18 protein-coding genes are annotated in these 21,752 nt (G+C 59.2%); 9 read left to right on the top strand and 9 right to left on the bottom strand.

The window, feature by feature from the left end:
* Positions 1-262: 262 nt before the first annotated feature.
* Both ACYZT9_RS06800 and sbcB read left to right on the top strand, forming a co-directional pair.
* The gene (locus ACYZT9_RS06800; protein WP_462009114.1) at positions 263-871 is read left to right on the top strand and encodes a hypothetical protein; all 609 of its coding nucleotides are present in this window, start codon (positions 263-265) and stop codon (positions 869-871) included.
* Between the two features lie 310 nt (positions 872-1,181).
* On the top strand, positions 1,182-2,612 hold the full coding sequence (gene sbcB, locus ACYZT9_RS06805) for an exodeoxyribonuclease I (protein WP_462009115.1): 1,431 nt from the start codon (positions 1,182-1,184) through the stop codon (positions 2,610-2,612).
* An 87-nt stretch (positions 2,613-2,699) separates the two neighbouring features.
* Here sbcB and mvaT read toward each other — a convergent pair whose 3' ends face one another.
* A complete protein-coding gene (gene mvaT / locus ACYZT9_RS06810; RefSeq protein ID WP_007933316.1) occupies positions 2,700-3,077 on the bottom strand; it encodes a histone-like nucleoid-structuring protein MvaT in 378 nt (125 codons plus the stop codon).
* A 339-nt stretch (positions 3,078-3,416) separates the two neighbouring features.
* Here mvaT and purU point away from each other — a divergent pair, with 339 nt between their 5' ends.
* Positions 3,417-4,265: a formyltetrahydrofolate deformylase gene (gene purU / locus ACYZT9_RS06815; protein ID WP_462009116.1), complete on the top strand. Its 849-nt coding sequence runs from the start codon at positions 3,417-3,419 to the stop codon at positions 4,263-4,265.
* Positions 4,266-4,351: 86 nt separating this feature from the next.
* Entirely contained in the window at positions 4,352-4,549 is a 198-nt protein-coding gene (locus tag ACYZT9_RS06820; RefSeq protein ID WP_462009117.1) for a hypothetical protein, read from the top strand.
* Positions 4,550-4,687: 138 nt separating this feature from the next.
* On the opposite strand, the gene ACYZT9_RS06825 is transcribed toward ACYZT9_RS06820, so the two are convergent.
* The 4 genes from ACYZT9_RS06825 to ACYZT9_RS06840 all read right to left on the bottom strand — a co-directional run bounded on the left by ACYZT9_RS06825 (position 4,688) and on the right by ACYZT9_RS06840 (position 9,685).
* Complete coding sequence (locus tag ACYZT9_RS06825) at positions 4,688-5,683, bottom strand: lysylphosphatidylglycerol synthase transmembrane domain-containing protein (protein ID WP_462009118.1); 996 nt, start codon at positions 5,681-5,683, stop codon at positions 4,688-4,690.
* Entirely contained in the window at positions 5,680-6,456 is a 777-nt protein-coding gene (locus ACYZT9_RS06830; RefSeq protein ID WP_462009119.1) for a DUF2334 domain-containing protein, read from the bottom strand. The genes ACYZT9_RS06825 and ACYZT9_RS06830 overlap by 4 nt, the downstream gene beginning before the upstream one ends.
* Positions 6,449-7,561, bottom strand: a complete 1,113-nt coding sequence (locus ACYZT9_RS06835; RefSeq protein ID WP_462009120.1) for a glycosyltransferase family 4 protein — start codon at positions 7,559-7,561, stop codon at positions 6,449-6,451. The genes ACYZT9_RS06830 and ACYZT9_RS06835 overlap by 8 nt, the downstream gene beginning before the upstream one ends.
* Before the next feature lie 234 nt (positions 7,562-7,795).
* Positions 7,796-9,685, bottom strand: coding sequence for a methyl-accepting chemotaxis protein (locus ACYZT9_RS06840; RefSeq protein WP_462009121.1), 1,890 nt, complete (start codon positions 9,683-9,685; stop codon positions 7,796-7,798).
* A 174-nt stretch (positions 9,686-9,859) separates the two neighbouring features.
* On the opposite strand from ACYZT9_RS06840, the gene ACYZT9_RS06845 reads away from it, so the two are divergent.
* A complete protein-coding gene (locus ACYZT9_RS06845; RefSeq protein ID WP_462009122.1) occupies positions 9,860-11,347 on the top strand; it encodes a helicase HerA-like domain-containing protein in 1,488 nt (495 codons plus the stop codon).
* Between the two features lie 90 nt (positions 11,348-11,437).
* Here ACYZT9_RS06845 and ACYZT9_RS06850 read toward each other — a convergent pair whose 3' ends face one another.
* Positions 11,438-11,893 carry a DUF721 domain-containing protein gene (locus ACYZT9_RS06850; RefSeq protein WP_462009123.1) on the bottom strand — a complete coding sequence of 152 codons (456 nt, stop codon included), beginning with the start codon at positions 11,891-11,893 and terminating at the stop codon, positions 11,438-11,440.
* Between the two features lie 307 nt (positions 11,894-12,200).
* Here ACYZT9_RS06850 and secA point away from each other — a divergent pair, with 307 nt between their 5' ends.
* The 4 genes from secA to ACYZT9_RS06870 all read left to right on the top strand — a co-directional run bounded on the left by secA (position 12,201) and on the right by ACYZT9_RS06870 (position 18,031).
* Positions 12,201-14,936, top strand: a complete 2,736-nt coding sequence (secA, locus tag ACYZT9_RS06855; RefSeq protein WP_462009124.1) for a preprotein translocase subunit SecA — start codon at positions 12,201-12,203, stop codon at positions 14,934-14,936.
* 122 nt (positions 14,937-15,058) lie between these two features.
* Positions 15,059-16,276 carry a bifunctional glutamate N-acetyltransferase/amino-acid acetyltransferase ArgJ gene (gene argJ, locus ACYZT9_RS06860; RefSeq protein ID WP_462009125.1) on the top strand — a complete coding sequence of 406 codons (1,218 nt, stop codon included), beginning with the start codon at positions 15,059-15,061 and terminating at the stop codon, positions 16,274-16,276.
* Positions 16,277-16,451: 175 nt separating this feature from the next.
* Positions 16,452-17,084 (top strand): glutathione S-transferase family protein, encoded by a 633-nt coding sequence (locus ACYZT9_RS06865; RefSeq protein WP_462009126.1) that lies wholly within the window; start codon positions 16,452-16,454, stop codon positions 17,082-17,084.
* On the top strand, positions 17,081-18,031 hold the full coding sequence (locus ACYZT9_RS06870; protein WP_462009127.1) for a Nudix family hydrolase: 951 nt from the start codon (positions 17,081-17,083) through the stop codon (positions 18,029-18,031). Before ACYZT9_RS06865 ends, ACYZT9_RS06870 begins: the two co-directional genes overlap by 4 nt.
* Positions 18,032-18,145: 114 nt before the next feature.
* Here ACYZT9_RS06870 and ACYZT9_RS06875 read toward each other — a convergent pair whose 3' ends face one another.
* From ACYZT9_RS06875 to ACYZT9_RS06885, 3 genes are read right to left on the bottom strand one after another with little or no spacing between them, the layout of a single operon-like run.
* A complete protein-coding gene (locus tag ACYZT9_RS06875) occupies positions 18,146-18,727 on the bottom strand; it encodes a cob(I)yrinic acid a,c-diamide adenosyltransferase (protein ID WP_462009128.1) in 582 nt (193 codons plus the stop codon).
* A gap of 2 nt (positions 18,728-18,729) precedes the next feature.
* Positions 18,730-20,766, bottom strand: a complete 2,037-nt coding sequence (locus ACYZT9_RS06880; protein ID WP_462009129.1) for a sensor histidine kinase — start codon at positions 20,764-20,766, stop codon at positions 18,730-18,732.
* A gap of 46 nt (positions 20,767-20,812) precedes the next feature.
* On the bottom strand, positions 20,813-21,730 hold the full coding sequence (locus ACYZT9_RS06885) for a putative 2-dehydropantoate 2-reductase (protein WP_462009130.1): 918 nt from the start codon (positions 21,728-21,730) through the stop codon (positions 20,813-20,815).
* Between the last annotated feature and the right edge of the window lie 22 nt (positions 21,731-21,752).

Raw genomic sequence — 21,752 nt, forward strand, 5'->3', positions numbered from 1 at the left:
TTGGCCTGATCGGGATTCTCTGTCCGGCCGATGCTAGCAGCCTCTTGGGGATAAACGACATAACTATGTACGGGGTACAGGGGATCTCAAGGCTCTGGCGCAGGTCGCCATCATTCATATTTCTGAATAGTCCGCCCACGATTTCGCAGGGTTACCGCTCATCGGGACTGTCAGATTTAACAGGTTGGAGCAAGAGTTCGGACAGAGTAGAAAGTAATTTCAAATCATGTTTGAACCCACCTATGCAACAGGAGATAAGTTCATGACAGACATTGACGGCGAATTGAGCGATATCGATGAATTTGAAGAAACTCAGGATGATAGTCCCCCGCACATCAAAACCCCGGTAGAGGGAGCCACAGTGACACCCCCAGTAGTGGTCACCGGCGCCGGTCATGCCGGTCGTAACGTCCGAATGGTGACGCCTGGCTTGGAAGACGCACTCAGTACTACGGTGCAGATGGGTTCGAATGGTAACTACCAGGTAGCGATGCTCAACCCTCCAAGTATTGGAAGAAACTTTATTCAGGCGTTCCAGTGGAAGCAGATGCCGAGTAGCTATCGACGCTCTGCCGTTCGTACCTTTTATTACATGCCCCCACACGTCCCTACTGCGCCTGCTCTCGGCGCTGTCGTTAATAGGCGACCAATCTTCTCTGGACATAGCGCGGCACCCGGGGCGACCGTGCATGTATTTCAGGCAGGCTCGGGTGTTGTTCTCTATGCCAGCATCGCTGTGGCCGCCAATGGCACCTTCAGCGGCTCTGCCACGACGGATTTACCTTTGGGGCAATTTATTTATACCGCACGTTATACGCTCGACGGTCGCGATAGCGCATGGGCTCAAGATGTCCTTGTAACTGTCAAGTAACCCCGCTATTTGGTTGCGGTGTGTAGATCGAAGCGCCCAGGCTTTCTTCCAACTCAACCATCACGTCACCCACTCCGCGCGCGGTCCACTGAACTGCGCATCTCCCACGGGGCACACCATGAGTGGGTAACCACTCATGGCGTTGGGCCCGCGCTTTCAATTAGTCCACCGTCCCGGAATAAGCAATTGGGGAAAACGACATAACTATGTATTGCACAGTGCGTTGTCAGAGATGATTGAATGCAAGATGACTGGTCGGGGCGGGATGCAAACGCCTAGACTTTGCCGATCTTCAGTTCAGGAACAGCCCGTGACCTCGATCTTCTGGTACGACTACGAAACCACCGGCATCAACCCTCGTTGCGACCGTCCGCTACAAGTGGCGGGGCTTCGCACTGATTTCGATCTCAATGTCATAGACGAGCCGGTCAACCTTTACTGCCAACCCAGTGAAGACATCCTGCCGCACCCGGCGGCCTGCGCGATCACGGGCATCACGCCAGGCCAATTGAGCGAGCACGGTTTGAGCGAAGCCGATTTCATGACCCGCGTGCATGCCCAGCTGGCGGCGCCGGGCACCTGCGGCGCGGGTTACAACACCTTGCGTTTCGACGACGAGATGACTCGTTACAGTCTGTACCGCAACTTTTTCGACCCCTACGCCCGCGAGTGGCAGGGCGGTAACAGTCGTTGGGACTTGATCGATGTGGTGCGCGCGGCGTATGCCTTGCGTCCGGATGGCATGGTTTGGCCGAAGGATGACGAGGGGCGGGTAACGCTCAAACTCGAGCGCCTGACGGCGGCCAACGGCATTGACCACGGCAATGCTCACGAAGCGCTCTCGGACGTTCGCGCGACCATCGCCCTGGCCCGTCTGATTCGTGAAAAGCAGCCGAAGCTGTACGACTGGCTGTTTCAGTTGCGGGGCAAACAGAAGGTGATGGATCAGATTCGGCTGTTGCAGCCGATGGTGCACATCTCCGGGCGCTTTTCGGCGGCGCGCAGTTACGTCGGCGTGGTGCTGCCATTGGCCTGGCACCCGGGCAACAAGAATGCGTTGATTGTCTGTGATCTGCATTTTGACCCACAGGGCTTGCTTGATCTGGATGCTGACACCTTGCGCCAGCGCTTGTATACCCGTCGCGATGATCTGGCCGAAGGCGAGTTGCCGGTGCCGCTCAAGCTCATCCACATCAATAAATGCCCGGTGGTGGCGCCATTGTCGGTCCTTCGTCCCGATGATCAGCAACGCCTTGAACTGGATATGGCGCTTTATCAGGAGCGTGCGCTGCGGCTAAGTGACGCACAGCAAGTTTGGCGAGATAAAGTGTTGGCCATTTATGCCAGCGAAGATTTCACCCAGAGCCAAGACCCTGAGCAACAGTTATACGATGGTTTTATCGGTGATCGGGACCGGCGTCTTTGTGAGCAAGTCCGAGCGGCTGACCCGGCGCAATTAGCAACGAAACACTGGCCTTTCGATGATGAACGTTTGCCCGAATTAATGTTTCGATATCGAGCACGCAACTTTCCCGACACGCTGAATTTCCAAGAGCAAGAGCGTTGGCGAATATTCTGTCAGCAACGTTTGTCAAACCCCGAACGGGGAGCGCCCAATACGTTGGAAACTTTTGTAGAGGCCGCGGCTCAATTGAATGTTACTGCGACGCCATTGCAGCAAGCGGTGCTCGGTGAATGGAGCAATTATGTCCAGGCATTGCGCAAACGTTTGAATCTTTGAAAATGAAAATGCCCGGCACTGAATGCCGGGCATAAAAAAACGCCAGCAATTGCTGGCGTTCTTTTTGTCGCGGCTTAAAGCGGCGGCTTAGCCCAGCAGGGTAGCCCAGCCTTCAACCACGTCACCGCCCCACTTGGCTTTCCACTCTTTCAGAGTTTTGTGGTTGCCACCTTTGGTTTCGATGACTTCGCCGTTGTGCGGGTTTTTGTACTGTTTAACTTTGCGAGCACGCTTGGTGCCAGTCGTTTTTACTGCGCCGCCGCGTGGTGCTTTGGTTTTGGATTCTGGATCCAGCAGCGCGATGATGTCACGCAGGGACTTGGAGTATTCGCCCATCAGGGTGCGCAGTTTGCCTTCGAATTCCAGCTCGGTTTGCAGTTTGTCGTCTTGGGACAGGTTCTTCAAACGGGCTTGCAGCTCTTTGATAGCTTCTTCGGTGGCACGATATTCGTTGATCAAGGACATGGGGACTACCTTATGTTTTGCGCAGGATGGCAGGGGACAGTGTCGCAATAATAGTCAGGGTGTTTCATCAAGTAAACATTTAACCGGGGTTTATTTAAATTAGTTGTGCTGAATAGTGCGCCAACTGGATGTGCAGTTAAATAGTGTGACGCAGGTAGCACAGATATTCTCAGTTGAGCACTTGATTATTGGCAACAAGAGCACCATTGCGCGGGTGAGCGGACGCTTTTAACGCCTGCGTCTGCCACTGTCGCGCGACGCAAGGTGTCATCTATACTGCAGTTTTGCGGCACAGTCGCTAGAATGGCAGCCTTTGCGAAGTTCTGGAGTTTCCCCCTCATGCGCACTTTTCGGCTGGTGATTGCTTGCCCGGACCGCGTCGGCATCGTTGCTAAAGTCAGTAACTTTCTGGCGTCACATAACGGCTGGATCACTGAAGCGAGCCATCACTCGGACAATCTCAGTGGCTGGTTCTTCATGCGTCACGAAATTCGAGCCGATTCGCTGCCTTTCGGTATCGAGGCCTTCCGCGAAGCGTTCGCGCCGATTGCCGAAGCGTTCTCGATGAACTGGCGCATCACTGATACCGCGCAGAAAAAGCGCGTGGTGTTGATGGCCAGTCGCGAGTCGCATTGCCTGGCCGACTTGCTGCACCGCTGGCACAGCGATGAACTGGACTGCGAAATCTCCTGCGTGATTTCCAACCATGACGATTTGCGCAGCATGGTCGAATGGCACGGTATTCCTTACTACCACGTGCCGGTCAATCCACAGGATAAGGAACCGGCGTTCGCCGAAGTCTCGCGTCTGGTCAAACAGCACGAAGCCGAAGTGGTGGTCCTTGCCCGTTACATGCAGATCCTGCCGCCCGAGTTGTGCAGTGAATATGCCCACAAGGTCATCAACATTCACCACAGCTTCCTGCCGTCGTTCGTTGGCGCCAAGCCTTATCACCAGGCTTCCATGCGTGGAGTGAAGCTGATCGGTGCGACGTGCCACTACGTGACTGAAGAGCTGGACGCCGGCCCGATCATCGAGCAGGACGTGGTGCGTGTCAGCCACAGCGACAGTATCGAAGACATGGTGCGTTTCGGTCGTGATGTCGAGAAGATGGTGCTGGCTCGTGGTCTGCGTTATCACCTGGAAGACCGGGTGCTGGTGCACGGCAACAAGACCGTGGTGTTCTGATACCCGCACGATACGGTTGAAATTCGAAGGGCCTGGGCGTTCAATCGCTTCAGGCCCTTCGCCGTTTCTGCACTGAGGATTTCACCATGGCCGATCCGCTCGACAAAGCTACTTCCAAGGCTCCCGCGACGTTGGGGGAGGGGTGTTTGAGCCGTTATGACCCGGATGACTTGAGTCCTGAAGACGGCACGGAGTTTCCGGGGGCGGTGGAGTTGTGGGAGCAGTTGAATCCTGAGCCTGACCTTGTGCCTGTAAGAGATGGGTTGCCGGCGAAGAAGCCCTGAGGTCTGGCGGTATTTTTTGGGTTATGGGTTTGTTGATTGTGTACATATCCGTTTTTGCCGTAAGGGCGGAACCGTCAGCCGCCGTTACCGCAGCAACGGATATGTACACCATCAAAAAACGCCACCAGCCCAGACATCCTAAGCCTGCTTAAACCTCATCAACTTCTTCAAAAGCGGCCGCCCAAGCATCAACAAAAACACCGGCCCCCCCACCACCAGATAAAAGTAATAAGTCACCGCCCGCCAAATCAGAATCGCCGCTGCCGCCGTGGATTTCCCCACCATCGGCGCCAGCAGCGCCGCCGAGGTCAATTCCGCCGCACCGGCGCCGCCAGGCAACAGGCTGAACTGCCCCGCGCTCAGCGAAAGCATCTGAATCAGGAAACTCCAGGCCCACTGCAAATCCGCGCCAAGCCCGCGCAACGCCAGATACAGCACACTGTATCGCAGCACCCAATGCACACAGGTCAGGGCAAACACTGTGATGAGTGTCTGAAAGGGCAACTTCAGCGTGTCAGTGAATGCCGCCAGAAAATGCAGGAGTTTTCGCGCCCAACGCATTCGCGTGCTGCCTTTGACATTCAGGCGAATGAGCAGGCGGCCACTCAGGCGAATCAGCAGTCGATGGTAGCGCGCGATCACTACGCAACTGAGCAACCCGCCAAACATCGAAATGGCGCTGACTGTCAGCAGCCACTCCATGCGTTCGCTGAGGTGCTGGAACAGTGCATAAATCAGAATGCCGCTTAACGCACAGAGAAAGAACAGCAGATCGCTCAGTTGATCCATGGCGAACACCGCGCTGCCCCGTGCCGGGCGCACGCCGTTGCGTGCCAGCAGCGCCATGATCGTCAGCGGTCCGCCGCTGCCGCCCGGTGTAGCGCAGTAGGCGAACTCGGCCGCCATCACCACGCCAAGGCTTTTGACCGGGCTGACCTTATCGCGCTGGTCACCCAGCAACAGACGCAAGCGCATCGTGTTTACCACCCAGCACAACAGAATCATGCCGAACATGATCAACAGCCAGTTCAATGGAAAACTTTGCAGTCGCGACCAGGTCTGGTTACCGCCGAGCAACAAAGGAATCAGCACCGCAGCGAGCAGCGCGACAAACAGCAGAATGGCGCGGCTCATGCGGCGTGACCGGCACGGTCGTTGTGCAGTGCCAGCCACCGCGCCTTGGTCATTGGTACGCGGCCCTCGTCGAGCAGGCGCTTGAGAATTTGCAGCCAGTAATTGCGTGAGAATGAATGACGCATGTCCACCGGATGCAACCCCAGACGAATCACCGGAGCGAGACGCCAGCGTTTTTCGCGCTGATCGCTGACCAGCTTCGACAAACCCCGGCGCCAGGCACTGCGCGCACTCCAGACCAACCCCGGGGCATCGACCGGGGTGAAATCCGGCAGCCGATACAGGTGCTGCGGATCGCTGGTGTAACTCAAGGGTAACTGGCGTAATGCCTGGCGCGTACCTTCGCTCATCAACCACGCAGGGGCGACAAAACCCTCCAGCGGCCAGTGGTAGCGATGGAACACTTCTATACCGGCACGCAGGCGGGCGAGGGCGGCTTCCTGAGACAAGCTGTAAAATTCGCCTTCGTGGGTGTAGATGCGGCGCATGAACCAGTCGCGTGGTGTGCGGGGTGTCGGGCTTTCATCGCAATGAAAATAGCCGTGCAGTGCGAGTTCGTCACCTCGGGCAACACGGCTGGTGAGCAAACGCCGAAATTCCGGATGGGCCTCCAGATCGTTGTGCCTGTGGAAATCCGGCACCACCAGCCAGGTCATCGGTACTTTGCCCAAGGCGTCGACGGCTTCGATAAAGGGTTGGTAATCGGCCCAGGTTTGCGGCGCGACGTCGTGCAACACCAGTAACAGGCCGGGCGCGTTCATGAACTCAGCCATTGGCGATCAGCGGCCAATGGCTGCCAAGGACGGCTCGATAATGGCCCAGCAGGCTGTTGACCACCGTGTCCCAGGAATAATGTCGCTCGACATGGCTGCGGGCTTGTTGGCCCAAAAGGGCACTGCCCGAACCGAACAGTTCCCGTACGGCGTGGGCCATCGCCATTGAATTGTTCGGCGCACAAAGCAGGCCGCATTCTGCGCTGATGATTTCCTGAAAGGCCCCAGCTGCCACGGCCACCACCGGAATGCCGCAAGCCATGGCTTCGAGGATCACCAGGCCAAAGGTCTCCTGATCGCCGGCATGCACCAGCGCATCGGCACTGGCCATCAGCCTCGCCACTTGCGTCGCCGGGCAGAACTCATCGATCACGGTCACGTTGTCCGGCACCACCGTCGGCATTGGCGAACCCACGAGCAGCAGGTGATAGCGTCGGCCCAGGCCTTTCATGCAGTCGAGCAACACCGGCAGGTTTTTTTCCTTGGAGCCGCGTCCGGCGAAAATCAGCAGATGCGTATTTTCGTCGATGCCCAATTCTGCGCGCAGGCCCGGGTCTCGGGCATCGGGATGGAAGGTGTGCAGATCGACACCCAGCGGTTGTACGAAAACGTTCTTCACACCGAGGCTGGTCAATTTGTCGGCCATGATCCGGCTCGGCGCCAGCACCCGGTCGAAATTACCGTAGAGCTTGCTGACGTAGGCCTCGACATTGGTGGTGACCCAGTTGCCCATGCGGTTGCTGACCAGCAGCGGCAGGTCCGAGTGATAAAAGCCAATCACCGGCACATCGAGTTGGCGGCGGGCATCGAGCGCCGCCCAGGCCGTGAGGTATGGATCGCCGACCTCAATCAGATCGGGCTGCAAATCATGTAGGACATTGCGCCAGGGCGCGAGACGGAGGGGGAAACGGTAACCTTTGCCGAAAGGCAGGGCGGGGGCCGGAACCGTGTAAACGCCATCCTGTTCACTCAGGTGTGACCCAGGGATCAGCAGACTGTGGCGAATGCCCGGCTTGATCCCCAGGCGACGGTGTTTTGCATCCAGATAAGTGCGAACGCCACCGCTGGCAGGGGCGTAGAACATGGTTATGTCAGCGATATGCACGATGAACGTCCCTCCGGTCCGTTGTTCTCCTTGGGTTGACCTTTATGAAGGATAGATGTTCGGTTGGGGTTTTGTGGTGAGTCAGTGAATTGCGCGGTGGCTGGGCGATTCCTTCGCGAGCAAGTCGAATCGTCGCACCGCCGCTCCCACAGGTTTTTGGCGAACACAAATTTTGTGTACGACTGAGACCCCTGTGGGAGCGGGCTTGCCCGCGAAGGGGCCCGCAAGAGCGATTTAAATCCTGAAGCTACCGACCAATTGCTTCAGACGCGCCGCCTGCTGCTCCAGGTCCGAACACGCGCGCAACGTCGATTGCAGGTTTTCCACGCCTTCCTGATTCAGGGTGTTGATCTCGGTAATGTCGACATTGATCGACTCGACCACCGCCGTCTGTTCCTCGGTCGCCGTGGCCACCGATTGGTTCATCCCGTCGATTTCACCAATGCGCAAGGTCACGCTGTTCAGACGCTCGCCCGCCAGGTTGGCGATTTCCACGCTGTCCTGACTGTGACGCTGGCTGTCGCTCATGGTGCTGACGGATTCGCGGGCGCCGACTTGCAGCTCCTCGATCATGGTCTGCACCTGCTGCGCCGATTCCTGCGTGCGGTGCGCCAGGTTACGTACCTCATCGGCCACTACGGCAAAGCCACGCCCGGCTTCACCGGCACGGGCGGCTTCGATGGCCGCGTTGAGCGCCAGCAGGTTGGTTTGCTGGGAAATGCTGGTGATGACTTCGAGAATCTGTCCGATGTTCACGGTTTTGCTGTTCAGCGATTCGATGTTGGTGCTCGAGGCGCTGAGCATGCTCGATAGCTGGTTCATCGCGACAATGCTGCGATCCACCACTTGCTGGCCATCTTCGGCCAGGCTGCGGGCATCGCTGGCCTGATTCGACGCCTGGGCGGCGTTGCGCGCAATTTCCTGAGCCGCGGCGCCGAGCTGATTGATCGCGGCGGCGACGCTACTGGTGCGCGAGGCTTGCTGGTCGGAGTTGTACATCGACGAGTTGGAAGCCGCAACCACACGCAGGGCAACTTCGTTGACCTGCCCGGTCGCCGAGGACACTTCGCGGATCGAACCGTGAATGCGCTCCACGAAGCGGTTGAACGCGGTGCCGAGCACGCCGAATTCATCGTTGTTCTGGATGGTCAGACGTTTGGTCAGGTCGCCTTCGCCGTCGGCGATATCGGCCATGGCGCGGGTCATGACGTGCAGCGGCCGGATCAGGATGCGGATCAACATGCCGAGCAGAGCGATGATGATCGCTACCGCGATGACGGTCGCAACCACCGCGGAGGCGCGGAATTCGCTGAGCATCGAGAAGGCTTTGTCCTTATCTACCGACAGGCCGATGTACCAGTTGACCGACGACAAGCCTTTGATCGGGGTGAACGTGACTATGCGGGTTTTGCCATCGACCTCGATTTCACTGAAGTCGCTGCTGATGCGCGGGGTGTTTTTCGGGTACGCCTCGGCCAGGGATTTCATCACCAGCGCTTTGTCCGGATGCACCAGAATCTTGCCGTCGGCGCTAACCAGAAAGGCAAAACCCATGCCGTCGAAGTCCAGCGCGTTCAGGCTGTCGGCGATCACTTGCAGGCTCAGGTCGCCGCCGACAACACCGATGTTTTGACCGTCTTTCAGTACGCTATTGACGATGGAAATGACCAGTTGGCCGGAGGCCAGATCGATGTAGGGTTCGGTCAGTGCCGAGCCGCTGGTGCCTTGGGCACTCTTGTACCAGGGACGGGCGCGCGGGTCATAGCCGTCCGGCATTTTACTGTCCGGGCGGATGATGAAGGTGCCATCCTGATTACCCAGGTAGGCACCCATGAAGGTCGACGTCACCGCTTTCTGCTCCAGCAGCTTGGCGACGCTGCCGATGTCAGCATTCAGCGCGACGTTTTGCGAAAGATTTTCGATCAGAAGACTGCGTCCGGTCAGCCAGGTCCGGATATTGTTGGCTGTCACGCTGCCCATCTCTTGCAGATAGTTGTCCAGGTTCTCGCGGATTGCATTGCGCTGCAAATAGTCGTTGTACAACGTAAACGAGGCGAACGCGGCAATGACGATGAGGGCGGCGGCAAGCAGGATTTTATGGCTGAAGCGCAGATTTTTGTTCATGGCTTGGGGTTCCGCTAAGGTCTTAATGCCCAAGGCGTGCTTTTATAAAGAAACGCAAATGGGGCGGTCATGAAAACAAGCTGATATTTCCGTCCTCTCCTTAGGGGAATTACCGACGCTTTTCAGTCTTTTATATCGGCCGGGAAGGAGCAAAGATTAACCATGGGTGACCAAATGCCTGATTCATCGCAATTCGTTATCGGTGCCGATCTCGCCGGGCAACCGATCGCCCAGGCCATGCGCCTGGCGAATCGTCACGGTCTGGTCGCGGGCGCTACCGGGACCGGCAAGACCGTCACCTTGCAACGACTGGCCGAAGCGTTCAGCGATGCTGGCGTGGCCGTGTTTGCGGCGGACATCAAAGGTGACCTGTGCGGTCTCGGCGCGGCCGGCAACCCTCAAGGCAAAATTGCCGAGCGAATCGCCGGGATGCCCTGGCTGAACCACACGCCTCAGGCGTATCCGGTCACCCTGTGGGACATTCACGGTCAGTCCGGTCATCCATTGCGCACAACCTTGAGCGAAATGGGACCGTTATTGATTGGCGCCTTGCTGGAGCTGACCGACAGTCAGCAGTCGGCGTTGTACGCCGCGTTCAAGGTCGCGGACCGCGAAGGTTTGCTGCTGCTGGATTTGAAGGACCTGAAGGCGCTGCTCAATCACCTGCGTGACCACCCCGAATTGCTGGGGGACGACGCCGCGCTGATGACCACGGGGTCGAGTCAGGCGCTGTTGCGGCGTCTGGCGATTCTGGAACAACAGGGCGCCGAAGCGCTGTTCGGCGAGCCGGCGCTGCAACTTGAAGACATTCTGCAGCCAACCGCCGACGGTCGCGGGCGTATTCATTTGCTGGATGCCAGTCGTCTGGTGCACGAGGCGCCCAAGGTCTACGCAACGTTCCTCTTGTGGCTACTGGCCGAACTGTTCGAGCAACTGCCAGAGCGTGGCGACGCCGACAAACCGCTGCTGGCGCTGTTTTTCGACGAAGCCCATTTATTGTTCGCAGATACACCCAAGGCGTTGCAGGAACGTCTGGAGCAAGTGGTGCGGCTGATTCGCTCCAAAGGCGTGGGCGTGTATTTCGTCACCCAGTCGCCGGGCGACTTGCCGGATGACGTGCTGGCTCAACTCGGCCTGCGCATCCAGCATGGCTTGCGCGCGTTCACTTCCAAGGAACAGAAATCCCTGCGGGCCGTGGCTGAGGGCTTCCGGCCTAATCCGGCGTTCGATGCCTTGTCGGTGTTGACTGAGCTGGGGATTGGCGAAGCGCTGGTCGGCACATTGCAGGACAAGGGCACGCCGGAAATGGCCCGGCGTGTCTTGGTCGCACCGCCGCAATCGCGGATCGGGCCGCTGAGCGAAACCGAGCGCACGGTGCTGATCGCCGGCTCGCCGTTCAAGGGCCGGTATGACAAACCGGTCGATCGCGAATCGGCCTACGAAGTGCTGATGGGTCGTAAAGGCTTGGCGCCGGAGCCCGAAGCCGCGCCGGGCAAAACTGCGCCAGAGGAACCGGGCTTCACCGACAAGGCCGGGGAGTTTCTCGGCACGGCGGCGGGGCAGGCGTTGAAATCGGCGATGCGACAGGCGGCGAATCAGTTAGGGCGGCAGTTGGTGCGCGGGCTGATGGGCTCGCTACTCGGCGGCAGCAAACGCCGCTAGACGCAAAAGATCGCAGCCTGCGACAGCTCCTACATTGGAATGTGTACACCTGTAGGAGTTGCCGAAGGCTGCGATCTTTTGATCCTGCTTTTAAACCTTGGGTTTGGCGTGAGCCGCCAACCGCTCCAGCGCTGCTCGCAGGTTGGGGTCAGTAATCCCCTCGGCCGTCGCCTGAATGGTCGCGCCCGCATCGGTGGACAAACTGATGGTATGCCCAGCCGCCCCTTGCTGAACGGTCGGTGGTTGCACCTTGAACAGAATCCGGGTCAGGCTGGCGAATTCCTCAAACATCTGCAACTGCCGTTGCAGACGCTTCTGTTGATAACGCAGACGCGTTGCCCAATGACCATCGGTGACAATCAGCAACAAACTGCCTTCGCGCCACGACGCTACATGGCAATGCTCGCGGGCGGCGGGCTGCAACTGGCTTTCCAGCAGACGCTGCAAATGGCCCAGGCGTTGAGCGTGGCCGAAGATGGCTTTGAGCGGTTTGGCTTCGCGAAGCAGAACGGCGGGTGCTCTGGCCGTAAGAGGGCGAAATGCCATGATCAGACACCTGAAGTAACAGAGCCGCCATGGTAGCAGAAAGCACTGAACGCACCCGACCCATTGCTTTGCGCGCGCTTTACCCATTAAATCAACGAGTAACTTCTGCCGTAACTGGCTTGAAGTTCAGCAAAAAGCCCTTATTTTAAGTGAGCCCCGTCATAGCGCAGTGCATGCATCGTGGAACAACGCCACTTTCCTCACCATCGTTTCCGGGTAGAATGCTCGTTCGCATGCGGCCATGAGGGCTGCACGGGCGACTCACGGGGCCGCCCTCCATCCCTTTAGTGTGGAAGATCCTGCCGATATGTTTGCGCCTTTGTTAAAGAAACTTTTTGGAAGCAAGAACGAGCGTGAAGTCAAACGCATGCTCAAGACGGTGCAACTCGTCAATGCCTTCGAAGAGCAAATGGTGGCCCTTTCGGACGATCAATTGCGTGCCAAGACAGATGAGTTCAAGGCCCGCATCGCCAAAGGGGAAACCCTCGACAAGCTGCTGCCAGAAGCTTTTGCGGTCGCCCGCGAAGCTGGCAAGCGCGTCATGGGTATGCGCCACTTCGATGTCCAGCTGATCGGCGGCATGACCTTGCATGAAGGCATGATCGCGGAAATGCGTACCGGTGAAGGCAAGACCCTGGTGGCGACACTGGGCGTTTACCTCAACGCGCTGTCCGGCAAAGGCGTGCACGTTGTCACCGTGAACGACTACCTGGCCCGTCGCGACGCCAACTGGATGCGTCCGCTCTACGAATTTCTCGGCATGTCGGTCGGCGTGGTCACGCCATTCCAGCCGCCGGAAGAGAAACGTCTGGCGTACGCAGCCGACATTACTTACGGCACCAACAACGAATTCGGTTTCGACTACTTGCGCGACAACATGGCGTTCAGCATGGAAGAAAAATTCCAGCGCGAACTCAACTTTGCCGTGATCGACGAAGTCGACTCCATCCTCATCGACGAAGCCCGTACCCCGCTGATCATTTCCGGTCAGGCCGAGGACAGCTCGAAGCTGTACATCGAGATCAACAAACTGATCCCGCAGCTGGAGTTGCACGTCGAAGAAGTCGAAGGCGAAGTCACCAAGGCCGGCCATTACACCGTCGACGAGAAGACCCGCCAGGTCGAACTCAACGAAGCCGGACACCAGTTCATCGAAGACATGCTGACCCGCGTTGGCCTGCTGGCTGAAGGCGAGAGCCTGTATTCGTCGCACAACCTGGGCCTGCTGACCCACGTGTATGCCGGCCTGCGCGCTCACAAATTGTTCAATCGCAACGTTGAATACATCGTGCAGGATGGTCAGGTCGTCCTGGTCGACGAACACACCGGTCGCACCATGCCGGGTCGCCGTTTGTCCGAAGGCCTGCACCAGGCCATCGAAGCCAAGGAAAACCTGAACATCCAGGCCGAGAGCCAGACCCTGGCATCGACCACGTTCCAGAACTACTTCCGTCTGTACAACAAGCTGTCCGGCATGACCGGTACAGCGGACACCGAAGCGTTCGAATTCCACCAGATCTACGGCCTGCAGGTCATGGTCATTCCGCCGAACAAGCCTTTGGCGCGTAAAGACTACAACGACCTGGTGTTCCTGACCGCCGAAGAGAAGTACGCGGCGATCATCACCGACATCAAGGAATGCATGACTCAAGGCCGTCCGGTGCTGGTGGGTACTGCGACCATCGAAACCTCCGAGCACATGTCTGCGCTGCTTGAGAAGGAAGGTATCGAGCACAAGGTCCTGAACGCCAAGTTCCACGAAAAAGAAGCCGAGATCATTGCCCAGGCCGGTCGTCCGGGTGCACTGACCATCGCCACCAACATGGCCGGTCGCGGTACCGACATCCTGTTGGGCGGTAACTGGGAAGTGGAAGTTGCGTCGCTGGACAATCCAACGCCGGAGCAGATTGCCCAGATCAAGGCCGACTGGCAGAAACGCCATCAGCAGGTGCTCGAGTCGGGTGGTTTGCAGGTGATCGCGTCCGAACGTCACGAATCGCGCCGTATCGACAACCAGCTGCGGGGTCGTGCCGGGCGTCAGGGTGACGCCGGTTCCAGCCGTTTCTACCTGTCGCTGGAAGACAGCCTGATGCGCATCTTCGCCTCTGACCGGGTGAAGAATTTCATGAAAGCATTGGGCATGCAGTCCGGTGAAGCGATCGAGCACCGCATGGTGACCAACGCCATCGAAAAGGCTCAGCGCAAGGTTGAAGGCCGCAACTTCGACATCCGCAAGCAACTGCTCGAGTTCGACGACGTCAACAACGAACAGCGTAAAGTGATCTATCACATGCGTAACACGTTGCTGGCCGCCGACAACATCGGTGAAACCATCGCCGACTTCCGTCAGGACGTACTCAACGCGACCGTCAGCGCACACATTCCGCCGCAATCGCTGCCTGAACAATGGGATGTGGCCGGTCTGGAAGCGGCGTTGCAGAGCGACTTCGGTGTGGCACTGCCGATCCAGCAATGGCTGGACGAAGACGATCACCTGTACGAAGAAACCCTGCGCGAGAAGCTGATTCAGGAGCTGATTGCGGCGTACAACGAGAAAGAAGACCAGGCCGGCGCCGATGCGCTGCGCACCTTCGAGAAGCAAATCGTTTTGCGCGTGCTGGACGACCTGTGGAAAGACCACCTGTCGACCATGGACCACCTGCGTCATGGCATCCACTTGCGTGGCTACGCCCAGAAGAACCCGAAGCAAGAGTACAAGCGCGAGTCGTTCACGCTGTTCTCCGAGCTGCTGGATTCGATCAAGCGCGACTCGATCCGTGTACTGTCGCACGTTCAGGTTCGCCGCGAAGACCCGATCGAAGAAGAGCAACGCCTGCGTCAGGAAGCCGAGGCACTGGCGGCGCGCATGCAGTTCCAGCACGACGAAGCACCGGGTCTCGAGCAACCGGAGCTACTGGGTGAAGAGGTCGATGTAGCCCTCGCCACCGCGCCGGTCCGCAACGAACAGAAGCTGGGCCGTAACGCACTGTGCTACTGCGGTTCGGGCAAGAAGTTCAAGCATTGCCACGGGCAGATCCAGTAAACCCCGTTTCATACGCTGAAATACCCGCGCCGCGACCGGCCTCAGCCGTCGCGGCGTTTTGCCATTTACACCACCGTTCTTCCTGAAAGCGGTGCTGACCTCATTTATTAAGGAGCGCATTCATGGCTGTTGGTCTTGGTCCTTTGCCAACGTTGCACCCGGTTGCCGGTTTTGAACTCGGTATCGCCTCGGCCGGCATCAAGCGCCCTGGGCGCAAAGATGTCGTGGTCATGCGCTGCGCCGAAGGTTCCACGGTGGCTGGTGTGTTCACCCTGAACGCTTTTTGCGCCGCTCCGGTGATCCTGGCCAAGCAGCGTGTGCAAGGTCCGGTGCGTTACCTGTTGACCAACACCGGCAATGCCAACGCCGGCACCGGCGAACCCGGCCTGGCCGCCGCCGAGCGCACCTGCGCGAAACTGGCTGAACTGACAGGCGTCGATGCGAGCCTGGTGCTGCCGTACTCCACCGGTGTGATCGGCGAACCGCTGCCGGTCGAGAAGATCGAAGGCGCACTGCAAGCCGCGCTCGACGACCTGTCGGTCAACAATTGGGAAGCGGCCGCCACCGGCATCATGACCACAGACACCCTGCCAAAGGGCGCCAGCCGCCAGTTCCAGCATGACGGCGTGACGATCACTGTCACCGGGATCAGCAAAGGCGCGGGCATGATCCGTCCGAACATGGCCACCATGCTCGGCTACATCGCCACCGACGCCAAAGTCTCCCGTGATGTGTTGCAAGACCTGCTGCTGGACGGTGCCAACAAGTCGTTCAACCGCATCACCATCGACGGCGACACCTCGACCAACGACTGCTGCATGTTGATCGCGACCGGTCAGGCCGCGCTGCCGGAAATCACTTCCGCGAGCGGCGAATTGTTCGCCAAGCTTAAGCAAGCCGTGTTCGAAGTGTGCATGGACGTCGCCCAAGCCATCGTTCGCGACGGCGAAGGAGCGACCAAGTTTGTCACCGTGCAAGTGAATGGCGGCGGCAATCACCAGGAATGCCTGGACGTCGGTTACACCGTGGCTCACTCGCCGTTGATCAAGACCGCGTTGTTCGCCTCCGACCCGAACTGGGGCCGCATCCTCGCCGCCGTTGGCCGTGCCGGCGTGCCGGATCTGGATGTGAGCAAGATCGACGTGTTCCTCGGCGAGGTGTGCATCGCCAGTCGTGGCGCCCGCGCATCGACCTACACCGAAGCCCAAGGCGCGGCGGTGATGCAGCAGGAAGAGATCACCATCCGTATCGAACTGGGTCGCGGCGAGTATAGCGAAACCATCTGGACCACCGACCTGTCCCACGAATACGTGAAGATCAACGCCGAATATCGTACCTAAGCAAAGTCAGGACCCAGTTGCTGCAATCGCGAGCAAGCTCGCTCCCACAGTAGATCTTCGGTGAACACAGATTTTGTGTTCGGCGGAAAAAAATGTGGGAGCGAGCTTGCTCGCGATGACGGTCTGTCAGTCACCACCTAGACTGGCCTGTTTCCTTCATAAAAAGGTCCCGAACATGAGCCTCCACCTGATCATCGGCGACAAACTGCTTTCCTCCTGGTCCCTGCGCGGCGCACTGGCCCTCGATCTGGCCGGCGCTCCGTACACCGAAGAGCTCATCAAGCTGAACCAGCCGGACACCCGTGAACGTCTGCTCAAGCATTCGCCGACCGGTAAAGTCCCGCTGCTGAAAACCGCACACGGCACCATCGCCGACTCCCTGGCGATTGCCGAGTACCTGGCCGAACAATTCCCTGACGCCGGCCTCTGGCCCAACGATGTCGCCGCCCGCGCCCAGGCACGTTCGGCGTGCGCGCAGATGCACGCCGGGTTCTTCGCCATGCGTGGCAACATGCCATTCGATCTGAGTCACGACGCACCGCTGTCGCCGACGCCCGCTGACGTCCAGGCGGACATCGAACGCATGTTGGCGCTGTGGGCCGAGTGTCGCGCCGCGGCGACTGAAACCGGTCCGTACCTGTTTGGCGGCGCGACCCTGGCCGATGCTTTCTTCGCCCCCATTGCCGTACGCCTGCGCACCTATCAGGTGAAATTGCCGGCGGCGGATGAAGCCTACGTCGAGACGATCTACCAATGGCCAGCCTTCAAGGCGTGGCAGAAGGCGGGTCTGGAGGAGATCGGGCAGTGAAACGAGTACACGTAGCAGCCGCCGTCATTCGCGATACCAGCGGCAAGATTCTCATCGCCCGCCGTGCCGACACTCAGCACCAGGGCGGTCTGTGGGAGTTTCCCGGTGGCAAGGTCGAGGCCGATGAATCCGTCGAAACCGCGCTGGCTCGCGAGCTTCACGAAGAGTTGGGGATTGTGGTCAACACTGCACGACCATTGATCAAGGTCCGCCATGATTACCCGGACAAGCAAGTGTTGCTGGATGTCTGGGAAGTCTCTGCCTTCACCGGCGAACCGCACGGTGCCGAAGGCCAGCCTTTGGAGTGGGTAGCGCCGCGTGATCTGCCGGGCTATGAATTTCCGGCGGCCAACCAGCCGATTGTCGCGGCCGCAAGGTTACCTGCGCAGTACCTGATCACCCCAGAAGACCTGGAAGCCCCGGCCTTGCTGCGCGGTATTCAGAAATCCATCGCCGGCGGGATCAAGCTGATCCAGCTGCGGGCGCCCAACGGTTACGATCCGAAGTACCGCGACCTGGCGGTGGATGCGGCGGGGCTGTGTGCCGGCAAGGCGCAGTTGATGATCAAGGGGCCGTTCGAGTGGCTGGGCGATTTCCCGTCGGCCGGTTGGCACATCACCTCGGCGCAACTGCGCAAATACGCGGCTGCCGGCCGCCCGCTACCGGCGTCGCGCTGGTTGGCGGCGTCCTGCCATAACGCTGAAGAACTGGCGCTGGCGGAGCAGATGGGTGTGGACTTTGTGACCTTGTCGCCGGTGCAGCCGACCTTGACGCACCCGGGGGCTCAGCCGTTAGGTTGGGAGCAGGCTTCGGTGCTGATCGAAGGTTTCAGCAAACCGGTGTTTTTGCTGGGTGGTGTTGGGCCGGCAGAGCAGCAGAAGGCGTGGGAGGCGGGGGCGCAGGGCGTGGCGGGGATTCGGGCGTTCTGGCCTGATTCTTTGGTGTAGCGGCTGGCCCCTTCGCGAGCAAGCCCGCTCCCACATTCGACTGTATTTCTTCTGGGAAAACTTGGTCGAATGTGGGAACGGGCTTGCTCGCGAAGGCGGTCTTACACGCGCCGACTAAATCTCTGGCTTCACCGCCGGCTGCCACAAAATCTCCGCAATCCCCTGCCGCCTGGCAATCAACCGCGCCGCCACAAACAGCAAGTCCGACAGCCGATTGATATAGGCCAGCCCAAGCCCGGTCAACGGCTCGACGGCATTCAAATGCTGACACCGCCGCTCGGCACTGCGCGCCAGACTTCTGCACACATGCGCCTGGGCAATCAACGCGGAACCCCCGGGCAGAATAAAGTTTTCCAGCGGTCCCAGTTCTTCATTCCACACATCGATCGCCGCTTCCAGGCGTTCAATCTCTGCCGCGTTCAGCGCCTGATACACCGGCATCGCCAGCTCTCCACCCAGATCGAACAGCCGATGCTGACAAGGCGCCAACACCTCGATCACTTCGTTCAATCCTGGAAACCTGCCGGTTTCGGCGGCGAGTCCGGCCAGCAACACGCCGACGTGACTGTTCAATGTATCGACTTCACCAATGGCCTCGATCCGAGGGTGATCCTTAGGCACGCGACGGCCGTCCCCCAGTCCGGTTTCTCCTGTGTCGCCGGTTCGGGTGTAAATCTTCGACAAGCGAAAACCCATGGTTACCTCGATAGTTGATTGAGTTCTTGAGAGACGAGCGGGGTACTCGCCAACGGCAGGCGCAAGGTGAAACAGGTGCCCTGTCCCAGGGTCGATTGCACTTCCATCTGACCTTTGTGGTTGTTGGTGATGATGAAATACGAGACCGACAGCCCAAGCCCGGTGCCCTGACCGATTTCCTTGGTGGTGAAGAACGGTTCGAAGGTGCGTTTGCGCACGCTCTCACTCATGCCGATGCCGTTGTCTTCGACCTGGATTTCCGCCCACGGTGGATTCAGCTTCGTGCGAAGAATGATTCGCCCCGGCTCACGGTCGTCTTCGCGCTGGTGAATGGCTTGCGCGGCGTTTTTCAGCAGGTTGAGCAGCACTTGCTCGAGTTCGTTGGCGGTGCCGGGCACCGGGCCCAGCGCCGGATCGAACTGGCGAATGATCGCCTGGCCCTTGAAGTCGAAGCCGATCGCCAGGTCGAAATCGTTGCCGGCGATTTCCACGGCCTGATCGATCAGCGCCGGCAGATCGCACGGGGCCATTTGCCGGGTGCTGCGGCGGCTGAAACTGAGCATGTGGGTCACGATCTTCGCCGCCCGGGCGCCGGCCTGCTGGATGCCGTCGAGTAACTGCGGCACTTCACGCGCTTTCAGGTACTCGTTGACTGTGTCCAGCTCGATGCCCATCTGTTCGGCCTGTTCGAGGTTTTTCGGCAGCTCGGGGGACAGTCGTCGGCGAATGTTCTGCACGTTATGCAGGATCGCGCCCAGCGGGTTGTTGATCTCGTGGGCCATGCCGGCGGCGAGGCCACCGACCGAGAGCATTTTTTCCGACTGCACCATCATTTCTTCCAGGGACAGGCGCTGGGTAATGTCGTCGATTCGGATCACCACGCCGCGCCCGGCGCCGCCCATCAGCGGATAAAAGGTCAGGGCGTAGTGCCTGGGCTCATCGTCCTTGAACCAGGTCACGCGCTCGATCTTCGCCACGGTGTGCTGTTCGACGGTTTGTTTGAGCTGCGGCAGAAACGGCTTGAGCGGTTCGAAGGCGAGGAAGATCGGCTGATTCAGCGCTTCGTCCAGTCGCGTGCCGGAGAGGGCGCTGGCCTCCTGATTCCATTGCGTCACGTAGAGCTGCTCGTCGAGGGCGATCAGCGCTGATGGCATGGAGTCGATGATGCTGTTGAGGTAATTCTGGAATCCGGTGAGTTTTTTCTCGATCTTGCTGCGCACCTGGACTTCGAGCTCCAGTTTGCGGTTGGTGTGACGGGTTTCTTCGGCCAGGCCCTGGGCCTGATCGTAAGCGGCCTGGGAATCGTCACGCGCGCGTTTGAGTTGCTGCTCCCGCGCCTCGATCCGCGAGAGCATGGTGTTGAAGGCTTCGGCCAGACTGCCGATTTCGTCATGGTTGCCGCGGGAAGCGCGCAGGGCGTAGTTCTCTTCCCGGGTCACTTGCCGGGACAACTCTTCAAGCTGATGGATCGGCCGGGTAATCAGGCGTTTGATCTGCCGGGCGATCACCAGCCACAACAGCACACTGAAGATCAGGATGCCGAGGCTTGCGGTCAAAGTCCCGGTGTAGAAAGCCATGGGCAACTCGCTGCTGGCGACCAGTAACAAGTGGCCGGGCGCGGTGCCGGGGCGGGGCAGGGTGATCAATTGATTGCTGCGAAATTCAGTGGCTTGCCAGGATTCGATGTGGCGGAAGCGCTCCGGCAGGTTCAGATGATCGCCATGTTGCAATTGTGCCAGCCGTTCACCCTTGCCGTTATAGAGGGCGGCGGCACGCAGCGGTGAGTAGCTGTTGAGTTCATCGAGCAGGCGTTGCGCACTTTGGGGCGATGCCAGTGCTTCGGACACCAGGCTCGGGTTCGACACCAGTCGGCCGATGGTCTGCAACGCCTGAGGCGCCATGCTTTCCTGGGAAATGTAATAAGCGGCGCTGATAAAGGTCAGGTTGGCGACCAGTAGAACGGTGGTCAACAGCACCAGCAGGGCGGCCAGCAATTTCTGGCCGACCGGAAGGTTCTCGAGGCGCTCGCGCAATGGCATCAGGTGTTATCGCTGCAAAGGAACAAGTGGCCAGCGTAGCCGCTGCTCAGTCGCTGGGCAATCCAAGGCTGTGCAGATGGGTGATCAGCCGCTGTTGCAACTGGTTGAGGTGCGGAATGTTCAACTGATGTCGCGAGGCAACTTTGCAGACGTAACCCAACAGGTAGCTGATTTCGGTTCGGCGCCGATTCGCGACGTCCTGATACATCGAGGAGTAATTGGCTGCTGTGGCATGAATCACCCGTTCCACTTCCTGCTGGAGGTCCTCGGCCGCTGCCGGCTGGCCGCAGCGTTCCAGCAGCTCGGTCAATTCACTGCAGAGCGTGGCAATTTCGCAGTGATGGTCTTGCAAGCCGCCGTTGCGGCAGTCGTGCAGCACCGTCAGCGGATTGATTGCACAGTTGAGCGCCAGTTTGCGCCACAGCCGGGTGAGAATGTCGGTGCTCCATTCGTGGGGAATGCCGGCGGCACTCACGTCATCCAGCCAGATGGGCGCCACGGGATGTCCGGCATCCCCTAGCCAGGTGTAACCGTGACCGGCGAACACTACGCGCCAGTCGCCATCGCGAAACGCACCTTCAGTGCTCGACGCATAAATGCAGCGCGCCTGCGGAACCTGCGCGGCGACGGCGTCCTGACTGCCAAGACCGTTCTGCAACAGGATCAGCTCGGCGCCAGGCGTCAGCCGCGGTGCCAGTCGAGCCACGGCTTGCTCGGCATCGTAAGCTTTGCAGGCCACCAGCAGGCGATTGACCGGCTCGTCGCTGTCGGCAGTCTCGCCGGGGATGTCCCAGGTTTTTGCTTCGCCATGTTCCACCAGCGTCAGACCGCCCGCCGACTGATAAGCCTGTAGACGCGCTGCATCTCGCACGATCAGCCTGACCGGCACCCCGCCCCGCGCCAGGCGCGTAGCCCATAAGGTGCCGAGGCTGCCGGCGCCCAGAACATGCCAGGGGGTGGACATCAGTTTTTTGCTCTGTATAAGG

The sequence above is a fragment of the Pseudomonas sp. ZT5P21 genome (assembly GCF_054897785.1).